Origin of the sequence: Williamsia sp. MIQD14 (assembly GCF_051025635.1) — a bacterium.
In the GTDB taxonomy this organism is placed as follows: Bacteria; Actinomycetota; Actinomycetes; order Mycobacteriales; family Mycobacteriaceae; genus Williamsia_A.
This window is the reverse complement of record NZ_JBPFDG010000006.1, coordinates 16,727-31,197: the sequence shown is the minus strand read 5'-3', so window position 1 is coordinate 31,197 and position 14,471 is coordinate 16,727. Positions and strand designations below refer to the sequence as shown.

Annotated in this window: 13 protein-coding genes; 11 read left to right on the top strand and 2 right to left on the bottom strand. The window is 70.4% G+C overall.

Features of this window, described 5'->3' with window-relative positions; translation table 11 throughout:
* Positions 1–10 precede the first annotated feature (10 nt).
* Positions 11–304, bottom strand: a complete 294-nt coding sequence (locus ACQ7HM_RS20090) for a DUF2631 domain-containing protein (protein WP_045822476.1) — start codon at positions 302–304, stop codon at positions 11–13.
* A gap of 119 nt (positions 305–423) precedes the next feature.
* Between ACQ7HM_RS20090 and puuE the strand changes: the two genes are divergently transcribed.
* The 11 genes from puuE (at position 424) to ACQ7HM_RS20035 (ending at position 12,996) form a co-directional block, all read left to right on the top strand.
* Positions 424–1,380 carry an allantoinase PuuE gene (puuE, locus tag ACQ7HM_RS20085; RefSeq protein WP_434218019.1) on the top strand — a complete coding sequence of 319 codons (957 nt, stop codon included), beginning with the start codon at positions 424–426 and terminating at the stop codon, positions 1,378–1,380.
* Between the two features lie 4 nt (positions 1,381–1,384).
* Positions 1,385–2,572, top strand: a complete 1,188-nt coding sequence (gene dxr, locus ACQ7HM_RS20080; RefSeq protein ID WP_434218018.1) for a 1-deoxy-D-xylulose-5-phosphate reductoisomerase — start codon at positions 1,385–1,387, stop codon at positions 2,570–2,572.
* 57 nt (positions 2,573–2,629) lie between these two features.
* Positions 2,630–3,841 carry a M50 family metallopeptidase gene (locus ACQ7HM_RS20075; RefSeq protein WP_434218017.1) on the top strand — a complete coding sequence of 404 codons (1,212 nt, stop codon included), beginning with the start codon at positions 2,630–2,632 and terminating at the stop codon, positions 3,839–3,841.
* A gap of 12 nt (positions 3,842–3,853) precedes the next feature.
* Positions 3,854–5,041, top strand: a complete 1,188-nt coding sequence (ispG, locus tag ACQ7HM_RS20070) for a flavodoxin-dependent (E)-4-hydroxy-3-methylbut-2-enyl-diphosphate synthase (protein ID WP_434218016.1) — start codon at positions 3,854–3,856, stop codon at positions 5,039–5,041.
* A 91-nt stretch (positions 5,042–5,132) separates the two neighbouring features.
* On the top strand, positions 5,133–5,969 hold the full coding sequence (locus ACQ7HM_RS20065) for a GNAT family N-acetyltransferase (RefSeq protein ID WP_434218015.1): 837 nt from the start codon (positions 5,133–5,135) through the stop codon (positions 5,967–5,969).
* Between the two features lie 92 nt (positions 5,970–6,061).
* Positions 6,062–7,900 carry a penicillin-binding transpeptidase domain-containing protein gene (locus ACQ7HM_RS20060; protein WP_434218014.1) on the top strand — a complete coding sequence of 613 codons (1,839 nt, stop codon included), beginning with the start codon at positions 6,062–6,064 and terminating at the stop codon, positions 7,898–7,900.
* Positions 7,901–7,950: 50 nt separating this feature from the next.
* Positions 7,951–8,814, top strand: coding sequence for a type I methionyl aminopeptidase (gene map, locus ACQ7HM_RS20055; RefSeq protein WP_434218013.1), 864 nt, complete (start codon positions 7,951–7,953; stop codon positions 8,812–8,814).
* A 7-nt stretch (positions 8,815–8,821) separates the two neighbouring features.
* Positions 8,822–10,399, top strand: a complete 1,578-nt coding sequence (locus ACQ7HM_RS20050) for a cobyric acid synthase (protein WP_434218012.1) — start codon at positions 8,822–8,824, stop codon at positions 10,397–10,399.
* Positions 10,399–11,223, top strand: a complete 825-nt coding sequence (locus ACQ7HM_RS20045) for an alpha/beta fold hydrolase (RefSeq protein ID WP_434218011.1) — start codon at positions 10,399–10,401, stop codon at positions 11,221–11,223. The genes ACQ7HM_RS20050 and ACQ7HM_RS20045 overlap by 1 nt, the downstream gene beginning before the upstream one ends.
* Positions 11,224–11,279: 56 nt before the next feature.
* Positions 11,280–11,648 (top strand): PLD nuclease N-terminal domain-containing protein, encoded by a 369-nt coding sequence (locus ACQ7HM_RS20040; RefSeq protein ID WP_434218010.1) that lies wholly within the window; start codon positions 11,280–11,282, stop codon positions 11,646–11,648.
* 31 nt (positions 11,649–11,679) lie between these two features.
* Complete coding sequence (locus ACQ7HM_RS20035; RefSeq protein ID WP_434218009.1) at positions 11,680–12,996, top strand: carboxylesterase family protein; 1,317 nt, start codon at positions 11,680–11,682, stop codon at positions 12,994–12,996.
* A 70-nt stretch (positions 12,997–13,066) separates the two neighbouring features.
* Here the strand turns inward: ACQ7HM_RS20035 and mtr are convergent, their stop codons facing one another.
* On the bottom strand, positions 13,067–14,455 hold the full coding sequence (gene mtr, locus ACQ7HM_RS20030; RefSeq protein ID WP_434218008.1) for a mycothione reductase: 1,389 nt from the start codon (positions 14,453–14,455) through the stop codon (positions 13,067–13,069).
* Between the last annotated feature and the right edge of the window lie 16 nt (positions 14,456–14,471).

Below are 14,471 nucleotides of genomic sequence, written 5' to 3'. Positions count from 1 at the left end.
ACCGGCGCGGTCAGTTACGCCACTTGCCGCGGCGCAGGTACACGTCGCGCAGCAGCACAAACCACAGTGCCGCGGTGAAACCGATCAGGTACAGGTCCTCGACGTGTCCCTGGTGGTTGCCGATGATCATCGCCAGCAGCGCGATGCCGCTGATCCAACCGGCGATACGCATCGCGGGCAGGCTCTCGCCGTGCCATCCGAAACGGGCCGAGGGGGCATCCGGCGGCTCGTGGGCCCACCCGGTGTCGACGACCTCGACCTCGTGGGAGTGGGTGTCGGCGTGCTCGACCTCGCTGCTTGCCACTGGGTTCTCCTTGTAATGACCGGTGTCGCGGCCGTCGGCCGCGGTCAACGATGGCGCGTAGTAGGCACAGCATATCGTCGGCACCCGACCCGGTGCACCGGCGCATCGACGATGGGAGGATGACGGGCGTGTCGCTGTCGAGATACCGGTCCGAGAACCTGCCCCGCGACCTCGTGGGGTACGGCGAGCACCGTCCCCACCCGCGGTGGCCCGACGATGCCGCGATCGCCGTCTCGTTCGTCCTGAACTACGAGGAGGGCTCGGAGAACAACGTCCTCGACGGCGACCCGGCGAGTGAGACCTTCCTCTCCGAGATGGCCGCGCCGGCCGCCTACCCCGACCGCCACATGAGCATGGAGTCGCTCTACGAGTACGGGTCCCGCGCCGGGGTGTGGCGCGTGTTGCGGACGTTCGACCGTCGGGAGCTGCCGCTGACGGTGTTCGCCGTCGCCCAGGCGATGGCCCGCAACACCGACGTCGCGAACGCCTTCGTCGAGCGGGGTCACGAGATCGCCGCGCACGGCCTGCGGTGGCTCAACTATCAGGAGACCGCACCCGAGATCGAACGCGCGCACATGGCCGAGGCGGTCGACCTGCTCACCGAGATCACCGGGCAGGCCCCCGTCGGCTGGTACACCGGCCGCGACTCCCCGAACACCCGGTCGTTGGTGATCGCCCACGGCGGTTTCCTCTACGACTCCGACAGCTACGCCGACGATCTGCCGTACTGGGTCCCGGCGCCCGCACCCGCAGGCGGGGCCCCCGGGCACCACCTCGTCGTGCCCTACACCCTCGACACCAACGACATGCGCTTCTCGTCGTCGTCGGGGTTCTCGACCGGTGAGGACTTCTTCGCACACCTGCGCGACGCCTTCGACGTGCTCTACACCGAGGGCCTCGCCGGCGCGCCGGCCATGCTGTCGATCGGTCTGCACTGCCGGATCGTGGGCCGACCGGCCCGCATCGCGGCGCTCGAGCGATTCCTCGACCACGTGCAGTCCCACGACCGCGTGTGGATCGCCCGACGTGCCGACGTGGCCCGACATTGGCACACCCACCACCGCCCACCACAATGAGTCGGTGACCTCCACCGACGCCCCCGCCGTGCGGCGAGTCCTGATCCTCGGCTCCACCGGCTCGATCGGTGTGCAGGCCCTCGAGGTGATCGCCGCGAACCCCGGCCTGTTCACCGTCGTCGGGATCGGGGCGGGCGGGTCCACCCTCGACGTCCTCGCAGAGCAGATCCGCACTCTGGGGCTCGGTGCCGGGGCCGTCGCCGTCGCCGACCCCGACGCCGCCCGGGCTCTCGCCGACCGGATGGGATGGCCGGCGGTGCGTTCGGGTCCCGACGCGATGTGCGACCTCGTCGAGTCGGTGCCCGCCGATGTCGTCCTCAACGCCGTCGTCGGATCGCTGGGCCTGCGACCCACCCTCGCCGCCCTCGCGACGGGCGCATCGCTCGCGCTCGCGAACAAGGAATCGCTGGTCGCCGGGGGCGCGTTGGTGCTCGCCGCGGCCGCCCCCGATCAGATCGTCCCCGTCGACTCCGAACACTCGGCCATCGCGCAGTGCCTGCGTGCCGGCACCGCGGCCGAGGTCGACCGCCTGGTGTTGACCGCGTCCGGTGGACCCTTCCGCGGTCACACCGCCGAACAGCTCGAGTCGGTGACGCCCGAGCAGGCGGGCAAGCACCCCACGTGGTCGATGGGCCCGATGATCACGCTGAACTCGGCCACCTTGGTGAACAAGGCCCTCGAGGTCGTCGAGGCGCACCTGCTGTTCGGGGTGCCCTATGACCGCATCGACGTCACCGTGCACCCGCAGTCGATCGTGCACTCGATGGTGACCTTCGTCGACGGCGCCACGGTCGCCAAGGCGTCACCACCGTCGATGAAGCTGCCGATTGCCCTGGCCCTCGGATGGCCACGACGGGTACCCGGTGCCTCGGCCGCCTGCGACTTCTCGACGGCGTCGTCGTGGACCTTCGAACCCGTCGACTCCGAGGTGTTCCCGGCGATCGACCTGGCCCGTTCGGCGGGCACGCGGGGCGGATCGCTGACCGCGGTGTTCAACGCGGCCAACGAGGCCGCGGCCGACGGGTTCTTCGCGGGCACGATCGCGTTCCCGCGGATCGTGGGCGTCATCGGTGACGTGCTCGCGCAGGCCGACGAGTGGACGGCCACGCCGAGTACCGTGGAGGAGGTTCTCGCGGCCGACGACTGGGCTCGTCACCGCGCACATGAACTGGTCACACGCCACGCGAGGTGATCGCCGGGTGGTCCGGCGTCCGAGTGCGACAACGACGAACTGGAGGTCTCGAGCGCGGTGGGTTTCATCCTGGGTGTGTTGCTGTTCGCGGTCGGTCTGCTGGCGTCGATCGCGTGGCACGAGTGTGGGCACATGTGGGCCGCTCAGCGCACCGGCATGCTGGTGCGCCGCTACTTCGTCGGTTTCGGCCCCACGCTCTGGTCGGTCAGGCGGGGAGAGACCGAGTACGGCATCAAGGCTCTGCCGCTCGGTGGCTTCTGCGACATCGCCGGCATGACCACCTACGACGAGATCGACCCGCGCTTCGAACACCGCGCGATGTACCGCCAGAAGGCGTGGAAGCGGCTCGTGGTGCTGCTCGCCGGACCCATGCAGAACTTCATCCTCGGGTTCGTGCTCATCGTCATCCTGGCGGTCACCTCCGGGTTGCCGATGCTCAACGGCAAGACCGAGGTGTCAGTGACCTCGATGGCGTGTGTGGCGCCGTCCGTGCAGCCCAACGGCGACCTCACCCCGTGCTCGGGCGGCAGCCCGGCCCAGGCTGCCGGTCTGCGCACCGGCGACCGGGTGATCGCGGTGAACGGTGACCGCGGCGACAACTCGGGCGATCTGGTCTCGGCGATCCAGAAGGCCACCGGGTCGGTGGTCCTCACCGTCGAGCGCGACGGACGCGAGCAGACGCTCACCGTGCCGGTGTCGCAGGTCCAGCGGCCGGTCCGCGCGAGCGACGGCGCCACCTCGACCGCCACCGTCGGCGCCATCGGGGTCGGTCTGGGCGACAACGGGATCAAGGAATACACGGCGCTGACCGCGGTCCCCGGGGCCGTGGTGTTCACCGGTCAACTGGTGGCGCGTACGTGGGACGCGCTGCTGTCGCTGCCGCAGAAGGTCGGCGCCCTGTGGACGTCGGTGACCGGCGGTGAGCGCGCCGCCGACACCCCGGTCAGCGTCTACGGCGCCTCGGTCATCGGTGGCCAGGCCGCCGAGCGCGGATCGTGGAGCTTCTTCATCTTCCTGCTCGCCAGCATCAACTTCTTTCTCGGCCTGTTCAACCTCGTGCCGTTGCTGCCCCTCGACGGTGGCCACATGGCGCTCATCGGATACGAGAAGGGCCGCAACGCGATCCGCCGACGCCTCGGCAAGATCGCGAAGGGGCCCGTCGACTACCTCAAGCTCATGCCCGCCACGTACGCGGTGCTCGCGGTGATGGGCTGCTACATGGTCCTCACCCTCTCCGCCGACATCATCAATCCCATCAAGGTCTTCTAGGAAGGCACCCTCATGCCCAGCGATCCCACCTCCGGTCCGATGTCCATCGGACTCGGCATGCCCGCTGCACCGCCGCCGGTGCTCGCGCCCCGCCGGAAGACGCGCCAGATCCAGGTCGGCACGGTCGGTGTCGGCAGCGACCACCCGATCTCGGTGCAGTCGATGACGACGACCAAGACCCACGACATCAACGCCACCCTGCAGCAGATCGCCGAGCTCACCGCGTCGGGCTGCGACATCGTGCGTGTGGCGTGCCCGCGCCAGGAGGACGCCGACGCCCTCGCGGTGATCGCGAAGAAGAGCCAGATCCCGGTGATCGCCGACATCCATTTCCAGCCGCGCTACATCTTCGCCGCCATCGACGCCGGATGCGCCGCGGTCCGCGTGAACCCCGGCAACATCAAGGAATTCGACGGCCGGGTGAAGGACGTCGCCCTCGCCGCGAAGGATGCGAACATCCCGATCCGCATCGGCGTCAACGCCGGATCGCTCGACCCGCGACTGCTGGCCAAGTACGGCAAGGCGACGCCCGAGGCCCTCGTGGAGTCGGCGCTGTGGGAGGCGGGTCTGTTCGAGGAGCACGGGTTCGGTGACATCAAGATCTCGGTGAAGCACAACGACCCGGTCATCATGGTCGAGGCCTACCGCCAGCTCGCCGCGCAGTCGGACTACCCGTTGCACCTCGGCGTCACCGAGGCCGGCCCGGCGTTCCAGGGCACCATCAAGTCCGCGGTCGCCTTCGGCGCGTTGCTCTCCGACGGCATCGGCGACACCATCCGCGTGTCGCTGTCGGCTCCGCCGGCCGAGGAGATCAAGGTCGGCGACCAGATCCTGCAGTCGCTCAACCTGCGTCCCCGCAAGCTCGAGATCGTCTCCTGCCCGTCGTGTGGCCGCGCGCAGGTCGATGTCTACAAGCTCGCCGACGAGGTCAGTGCCGGGCTCGAGGGCATGGAGGTGCCGTTGCGCGTCGCGGTCATGGGCTGCGTCGTGAACGGTCCGGGCGAGGCCCGCGAGGCCGACCTGGGCGTGGCCTCGGGGAACGGTCGCGGACAGATCTTCGTGAAGGGCGAGGTCATCAAGACCGTGCCCGAGGCGCAGATCGTGGAAACTCTGATCGAAGAAGCTCTTCGCATTGCCGCCGATTCGGGGGAGACTGGCGATGGGGCCACCACCGGATCGCCGGTCGTCAGCGTCGGATAGCCCACCGACGCCTGCGACACCGCGGACCGTCTCCACCTCTCGACCCGTCGTCCGACGGGCCGAGTCACGACTGCCCGGGCCGGGAGCGACCGTGTTGAAGTTGCTGGGCGACAAGCCCCTCGGCGCGCGTGACGCCGAGGCGGTCGGTGCCGCACTGGCTCTCGACCCGGTCGCGATGTGCATGGTGGCCGCGCGCGTGGAGGAGCAGGGCGTCACCCCGCGCCTGCTCGGCGGCGAGCTGTGGACGAACACCGAACCGACGACCTCGCTGTGCTTCTCGGGCGCCAACCTCATCCCGATGCTCGGTGACGCCGCCGACATGGAGATGTTCGCCGCGCGCGCGACCCGCAACCCGCGCGTGTGTTCGTCGATCGTCGGGCGAGCCGAGCACGTCCTGGCGTTCTGGGAGCACGCGAAGGCGCACTGGGGTCCGGCCCGTGAGGTCCGCGCCGACCAACCCCTGCTCGCGATGACCGGGCCGCCGTCGGTGGGACCCGACCGCGCCGTGCGCCGCGTGCGCATCAGCGAGATCGACGCCTATCTGCCCGCCGCCATCGAGATGTTCCACGGCGAGGTCGGCGTCGACCCGTGCGCCGGGGACGGCGGACGGTCCTACCGGCGACGCATCGCCTCACTCATCGCCGCCGGGCGCGCGTTCGCGCGGTTCGAGAACGGTGAGGTCGTGTTCAAGGCCGAGATCGGCTCGATGTCGGCCGGCGTCGGCCAGATCCAGGGCGTGTGGGTCGCGCACCACCGACGCGGCGAGGGACTCGGGGCGTCGGGCACCGCAGCGGTGGTCTCCGCGATCGCCGCCGAGGGCCGCACGTCGAGCCTCTACGTCAACGGATTCAACACCGCGGCCCGCGCCGCCTACGCGAAGGTCGGTTTCACCGAGGTCGGCACGTTCGCGACCGTTCTCGTCGACTGACCCACCCGCCGGGGGACAAGTGGGAGATTCTCAGGTGGATGCGCTGCGTGGCACCACGATGACGGGGGACGGGGCACCTAGTCTCGGTGCCGATGACGACTTCGCACCCGCCTCGATCGCGCCGACTCGCAGCACGTCTGGGCGCCGTGGCGGTGGCCGCGATCATCGTGGCCGCGGGGACGGCGTGCTCCGACACCGACGACGGGCCCCGCGCGGCCGCGGCGTCCTTCCTCGACGTGTTCGGCAACCACCGCACCGACCAGGCGGCGGCCCGCACCGACTCTCCCCAGCAGGCGTCGACCGACATCGACGCGGCGTGGTCGGGACTGCAGGCGTCGGCGATGTCGGCCACCGCGGGCCGCACCAAGGTCTCCGGTGACACCGCGACGGTCGACGTCACCTACGCCTGGACCCTCCCGCGCGCCCAGACGTGGAAGTACACGGCCACGCTGAGCATGGCCCGGGCCGACTCGGGCTGGCAGGTGCGGTGGGACTCGACCGACATCCATCCCGATCTCGGTGCGACGCAACGGATGTCACTGGAGACGATCCCCGCCCCGGTGGGATCGGTGAACGAGTCCGACGGGTCGTCGGTGCTCGTTCCCGGGACGGTCTATCGGGTCGGGATCGACGCGTCGACGGCCGCGGCATCGGGATCGGTCTCCGACTCGGCCACGCAGTTGGCGTCGGTGATCGGCCGGTTCGTCCCGACGGTCAGCGCCCAGGCGATCGCCGAGGGCGCCACCGCGATCAGCGGCACCTACTCCGTCGCCACCCTCGACCGCGGCCAGTTCGACCAGGTCAGCGACCTGCTGGCCGCCATCCCGGGGGTCACCAGCACCGACCTCGCCGACCTGGTGCCCACCGACCCGACCTTCGCGCCCGATCTGCTCGGCCAGGTCAAGAAGCAGGTCGCCAGCGACCTCGACGGCAAGGCCGGATGGCGGGTGTTGTCGCTCAACGCCAACGGCGCCACCGCCGGGGTGCTGGCCGAGGTCGATCCCGCGCCCTCGCCGTCGGTGTCGATCAGCCTGTCCCGCAGCGTCCAGCAGGCCGCGCAACGGGCGGTCGACGCCGCGTCGCGGTTCCAGACGATGATGGTGGTGATCCAGCCGTCGACCGGTCGGCTGTTGGCCGTCGCGCAGAACGCGCTCGCCGACAAGGTCGGACCGCTCGCGACCATCGGTCAGTACCCGCCGGGCTCGACGTTCAAGATGGTCACCTCGGCCGCGGCGATCGGTACCGGTCTGTCGACCCCGTCGACGACCGTGGGATGTCCGGGCGCGGTGACGATCGGGGAGCGCACCATCCCCAACTACGACAACTTCTCCCTCGGCGACGTGTCGATGCTGCAGGCCTTCGCGAAGTCGTGCAACACCACCTTCGCGAAGCTCGCCAGCGAGATGGGGCCCTCGGATCTGGCCAACGCCGCGGCGTCGATGGGCATCGGCACCCGCTACGACGTCCCCGGTATCCCGGTCGACTCCGGCTCGGTACCGATCGCGCCGGAGCTGATCTCCCGCACCGAGGATGGCTTCGGTCAGGGCAAGGTGCTCACCAGCCCGTTCGGTCTGGCCCTGGTCGCGGCGACCGTGGCCCACGGCTCCACCCCGGTCCCGCAGCTCATCCTCGACCGCGCGACCACCGTGTCGGGTCCGCACCCGACCATCAGTCCCGCGGTGATCCGGCAGCTGCGGCCGATGATGCGCGCGGTCGTGGTGGACGGCACCGCCGACCGCATCAAGGATCAGGGCGAGGTCTACGGCAAGACCGGTGAGGCCGAGGTCCCCGGCGGTTCGCACGCATGGTTCGCCGGCTACCGCGGCGACCTCGCCTTCGCGACGCTGGTGGTGCTCGGCGCGAGTTCGGACAACGCCGTCGCGGTGACCCGTGACTTCTTCACCGCGCTGCCGCCGGATTTCCTCGACTGACGCACCCGGCCCCGCCGTCCGCACCATTGGTGCCGGATACGATGGACGGCATGTCCGTACGCACCGCACTGGAGCCGGGGGTCGTCTCGCCGACCCTGCCGGTGCCGCCGTCGATCCCGAGACCGGAGTACGCGTGGCGCGCAGGCGTGAACGAGGGCCACGAGCCGTGGGTACAGACGCCGGAGACGATCGAGAAGATGCGCGTCGCCGGTCGCATCGCGGCCGACGCGCTCGCCGAGGCGGGTAAGGCCGTGGCCCCGGGGGTGACGACCGACGCGCTGGACCGGATCGCGCACGAGTACATGATCGATCACGGCGCCTACCCGTCCACCCTCGGCTACCGCGGGTTCCCCAAGTCGTGCTGCACCTCGCTCAACGAGGTGATCTGCCACGGAATCCCGGACTCGACGGTCATCTCCGACGGCGACATCGTCAACATCGACGTCACCGCCTACATCGACGGTGTCCACGGCGACACGAACGCGACCTTCCTCGCCGGCGACGTCAGCGCCGAACACGCCGATCTCGTCGAGCGCACGCACACCGCCACCATGCGGGCCATCAAGGCCGTGCGGCCCGGTCGCGAACTCAACGTCATCGGGCGGGTCATCGAGGCCTACGCGAACCGCTTCGGCTACTCCGTGGTGCGGGACTTCACCGGCCACGGGATCGGCGAGACCTTCCACAACGGGCTGATCGTCCTGCACTACGACCAGCCGAACGTGGACACGGTGATGGAACCGGGCATGGTCTTCACGATCGAGCCGATGATCAACCTCGGGACGCTCGCGTGGGACATGTGGGACGACGACTGGACGGTGGTCACCCGCGACAAGAAGTGGACCGCCCAGTTCGAGCACACCCTCGTCGTCACCGACGACGGCGCCGAGATCCTCACGCTGCCCTCGGAGTAGTGCGTCGGTGAGCGGTGCACTCCTGATCGGCGGCACCAGTTCCGACGCGGGCAAGAGCCTTCTCGTGGCCGGGTTGTGCCGCGTTCTCCACCGTCGAGGTCTGTCGGTCGCGCCGTTCAAGGCGCAGAACATGTCGAACAACTCCGTCGTCACCGCCGACGGCGGCGAGATCGGACGGGCGCAGGGGATGCAGGCGTTCGCCTGCGGCCTCGCACCCTCGACACGGTTCAACCCGGTGCTCCTCAAACCCGGCAGCGACCGCCGGTCGCAGGTCGTGGTCCGCGGGGTCGCCGACGGGTGGATCACCGCGACCGACTACCACGCGCGCCGAGCCGCCCTCGCCGACGTCGTCGCCTCCGAACTCGACTCGCTGCGTGCCGATTTCGACGTCGTCGTGTGCGAGGGCGCCGGGTCGATCGCCGAGATCAACCTCCGCGCCACCGACATCGCCAACATGGGACTCGCGGCCGCCGCCGACATACCGGTGATCGTCGTCGGTGACATCGACCGCGGGGGAGTGCTGGCGCACCTGCTCGGCAGCGTCGCCGCCCTCCCGCCCGACGATCAGGCGCGGGTCGCCGGGTTCCTCATCAACAAGTTCCGTGGCGCGCAATCCATCCTCGACCCCGGCCTGCGTCAGCTCGAGGAGCTGTGTGGCCGCAGCACCCTCGGGGTCATCCCGTGGGCCGACGACCTCTGGCTCGACGCCGAGGACTCGCTGTCGTCGCCGATCGGGCGGGCGATCGGTCCGTCGACCCCGGCGCAGGGGTCGCAACGCCTCACCGTCGCCGCCATCCGACTCCCACGACTGTCGAACTCGACCGACCTCGAAGCGCTCGCGTGCGAACCGGGTGTCGACGTCCGGTGGGTCGACGACATGGCCTCGGTGGCCGCCGCCGACCTCGTGGTGCTGCCGGGCACCCGGGCCACCGTGTCCGACCTCGCGTGGGTTCGCGCACGCGGTCTGGACGGCGCCCTGATCGAGCGGGCCGAACGGGGACGTCCGATCGTCGGCGTGTGCGGTGGCTACCAGATGCTGGCGCGACGGATCGACGACACGGTCGAGTCCGGTGGCGGCGTCGTCGGCGGACTCGGGCTGCTCGACATCGACATCGTCTTCGCCGAGACCAAGCTGGTCCGGGAGGTCGCCGGTCACCTCGACGGTGCCGGCGGGCCGACGATCACCGGCTACGAGATCCACCACGGCAGACTCGCCCGCTCGGCGCCGCATCCGCACTGGATCGTCGACGCCGACAACGGCCCCGAGGGCAGCGTGGTCGGTGCGGTGTGGGGCACCCACTGGCACGGCCTGCTGGCCAACGGTGTGGTGCGGCGCGCGCTGCTCGCCGAGGTCGCCGAGCGGGTCGGCAAACCCCGCTTCGTCGTGGCCCCCGACACCGACGTCGACGCCGCCCGGATGGCGCAGATCGACCGGATCGCGGATCTTTTCAGCGATCACGTCGACCTCGCGGCGATCGACACCCTCCTCGCCGACGGCGTACCGCCGACCCTGCCGACGGTCACCCTCGGACTGACGTCCACGAGCGGCGCCGCCTCGCCGGAGCGCCACGTAGGCTCGAGGTGATGAACGTCGACACGCAGATCGTGACCGTCGGTGACCACGAGTTCACCGTCCGCGTCGGTGGGCCCGCCACCGGCCCCGTCGTGCTGCTGTTGCACGGTTTCCCCAGCAGCGGAACGTGTTTCGACGACGTCGTGCCCCGGCTGCACGACTCCGGTCTGCGCACCGTGGTGCCCGATCAGCGTGGGTACTCCCCGGGTGCACGACCGGCCGACGTCGATGCCTACCGGCTGCCCCATCTCGTCGACGACGCCGTCGGCATCCTCGATGCACTCGGGATCTCCTACGCGCTGGTCGTCGGACACGACTGGGGCGCACTGGTCGCATGGCATCTCGCCGGACGCCACCCGGGTCGCCTCACCGGTCTCGTCGCGGTCAGCGTGGGCCACCCCGGTGCCATCTCGGGCGCGTTGGCGAACGACGGTGACCAGCGCGAGCGATCGTCCTACATCCCGAAGTTGATCGACCCCTCGGCCGAGGACGGACTCCTCGCCGACGACGCCGCGTTCCTGCGCAGCATCGTGCCCGACGACTCCGTGGCGCCGCTCCTGGAACGCTCCGGGCTGACCGGTGCCATCAACTGGTACCGCGCGAACTTCACCGGCGACATCAAGGCCAACCTTGCGTGTCCGCCCATCGAGGTGCCGACCACCGTGGTGTGGAGCGACGGCGACACCGCGCTCGGGCGGGGACAGGCGGAGGGCAGCGGACGGATGGTCTACTCCGACTACCGCTTCTGCGAGCTGCCCGGAGTCGACCACTGGATCCCGCAGAACGCGCCGGCCGCCCTGGCCAGCGAGATCGCCCTGCGCTCGGCGACCTTCTAGGGCCCCGCGATGCACCGCAGTTGCGATCCGACACCCGCGCAGGAGGTGGTGGCGCGATGCCGTATCTCGTCCTGATCTATGCCGTCATCATCATCGCGGTTGCCGTCGACATCGTCGTGGCCGACGGACGCACCGTCCGGGGCCTGCCGAAGATGGTGTGGGTGCTCGGCGCGATGGTCCTCCCGCTGCTCGGACCGATCGCCTGGTTCGCGCTGGGACGCCCGTCGAAGGACGACCCTCACGGCGACGGCGGCCCGCATCCCGGCGAGCAGCGCCCGCCGCGAGAGCGTCCGAAGCCCGCCGTGGCCCCGGTGCGATCGGCCGCCGACGACGCCCGCGCCGAGGATGAGTTCCGTCGCACGGTCCGCGAGCGCGCCGAGGCGCAACGCCGCGCCGCGCGGGATCAGCGCGGTCCCGACGTCTGAGGGCCCGCGCCCGGGATGCCACGATGACGCCATGACCTTCGACACCCTGGTCGTCGACACCCCGTCGGGACCCGTTCGCGCCGTCCACACCGACGGCCTGCTGTTCGCGCGCGGGATGCGTTACGCCCGTGCGCGACGGTTCGAACCCTGTGTGCCCGTGGCGACCTGGACCGACACCCTCGACGCGACCCACCGCGGCCCGGCCTGCCCGCAGCTGCCGTCGCGGATCGAGTCGGTGACCGGTCCGATGCTCACCGGGCTCGATCTCGACGAGGACTGCCTGCGGGTGTCGGTGACCGCGCCGACGCCCGACGGTCGCCCACGACCGGTGATGGTGTGGCTGCACGGCGGCGCCTACGTCTCCGGCGGCGGCGAGAGCGAGAAGTACGATCCCGAGGCGCTCGCCCGGGAGAACGACGTCGTCGTCGTCACCGTCACCTACCGCCTCGGGATCCTCGGATACCTCGGTATCGACGGTGTCGCCCCGGCCAATCTCGGACTCCTCGACCAGATCGCGGCGCTGCGGTGGGTGCGCGACACCATCGGCGCCTTCGGGGGAGACCCGCACGCGGTGACGGTGTTCGGCCACTCCGCCGGCGCCGACTCGATCGCCGCTCTGCTCGTCGCCGACGGCGCGCGGGGTCTGTTCATCCGGGCGGTGCTGCAGAGTGCGCCCCTCGCACTGCGCGGCGACGCCACGGCGATGTCGGCGGCGATGGGCGACGCCGCCCGCGGCGCGCTCGGCGACGACCCCGGTGGCCTCGCGATCGACGACGTCCTCGCCGCCCACACCGCCGCGCTGGCCGCCGCCACCGATTTCGGGTTCGCCTCGGGGATGGCGTTCGGCCCGCAGTACGGCGAACACCCGCTCCCCGCACCGACCGAGGTCGCCGCACGCCGCGGCGCGGTCGCCCGGGACGTCGAGGTCCTCATCGGGTGGACCTCCGACGACGGCAGCCCCTTCGTCGAGGCCATCCCTCGACTGCAGCGGCTCGCGCACCTACCGGTCGCCGGGTCGACCCTGCGCAGACTGCTCACCGCGATCGTGACGCGGCGGGCGTTCTCCGGTCCGGCGAAGGCGTTCGCCGCCGCGCACCGCGACGCCGGTGGTCGCGCGGTGACCTACGAGTTCACCTGGAGTGCCGACGATTACGGCGTCGGAGCGTGCCACAGCATCGAGATCCCGTTCCTGCTCGGGACACCGCAGGCATGGTCGGACGCAGCGATGCTGGGCGCCGACGCCACCTCGTCGCTCACCGACCTCGGACCTCGCATCCGTCGCCGGTGGGCCGACTTCGCCCGCGACGGTGTCGCGTCGGCCGGATCCGATCACCTGACGCTCGGGTAGGCGCCCCCACCACCCGGGCGCCTCACACCACCCAGGCGCGTCCCACCACCCAGGCGTCTCCGACCACCGGTCAGATGTCGAGCCCGAGCAATGCGTTCTCGAGCACCTCGGGCATGGCCGGGTGGATCCAGTACTGGCCCTTGGCCATCGAGGTGGCGTCGAGCCCGAAGTGCATGGCCTGGATGACCGGCTGGATCACCGTGGGGGCCTGCGGGCCGATGAGGTGCGCGCCCAGGATCCGTCCGGTGCCGCGCTCGGCGACGATCTTGCACAGGCCGGTGGTGTCCTCCATCGCCCAGCCGTAGGCGACGTCGCCGTAGTCCTGCACCTTGACGGTGATGTCGAGGCCCTGCTCGCGTGCCTGCGCCTCGGTGAGACCGACCGATGCGATCTGCGGGTGGGTGAACACCGCGGCGGGCACGAACCGGTGGTCGAACATCTCCAGATCGTCGGCGTCCCAGTCGCGCAACAGGTTCGCCTGGATGACCCGCGCCTCGTGGTTGGCGACGTGCTTGAGCTGGTGGGGCGAGCTGACATCGCCCAGGGTCCACACGTCCCGTGCGGCGGTGCGGCCGAACTCGTCGCACTCCACGCGTCCGGCGTCGTCGAGCGAGACGCCGATGGTGTCGAGATGCAGACCGTCGCCGTTGGGGGTCCGGCCGGTCGCGACGAGCAGCGCATCGGCGGTCACCGACGACCCGTCGGACAACTCGACGATCACCGCGCCCTCGTCGCCGATCTTCGTGCCGGTCACCGAGGCCTCGAACCGCACGTCGAACCGCTTGCTCGCGATCTCGGTGAAGCGGTCGGAGATGTCGGCGTCGAGATGGCGCAACAGCTTGTCGCCGCGGGCGATGATGGTGACCTCGGTACCGAGCGAGGCGAAGACGTGGGCGAACTCGGCGCTGATGTACCCGCCGCCGACGATCACGAGGTGCCGCGGCAGTGACGCGAGGCGCATCACGTCCTCATTGGTGTGGAACGGTGCGCTGCCCGAGGCGATCGCCTCGGGGATGAACGACCGCGAGCCCGCCGCGATCACGACCCTGCGGGCGATCACCTCGTCTCCGGCATCGGTCAGCAGGCGGTACCGGCCGTCATCGGTGGTCCCGGCGAAGCGCACGTGCGAGTGCAGGACGGAGATGTTGTCGCACTTGTCCTCCCGGTACTGCTGCCCGCCCAGCGAGATCGGGTCGATCCGGCCGAACACCCGGGTGACGATGTCGCGCCACCGCACGTCGTCGATGTGGCTGTCGATGCCGTAGCGGGCGGATTCGCGGATGGTCTCGGCGACCTCGCCGGCGTAGACGTACATCTTCGTGGGGATGCAGCCGACGTTGAGGCAGGTGCCGCCGTAGACGCCCTTCTCGAAGATGGCGATCGACCAGTCGTCGAACCGGTCGTCGGGGATCGAGTTGCCGCTGCCGGAACCGATGATGGCGAGGTCGACGTCTGTCATGTGTGCACGCTCCTGA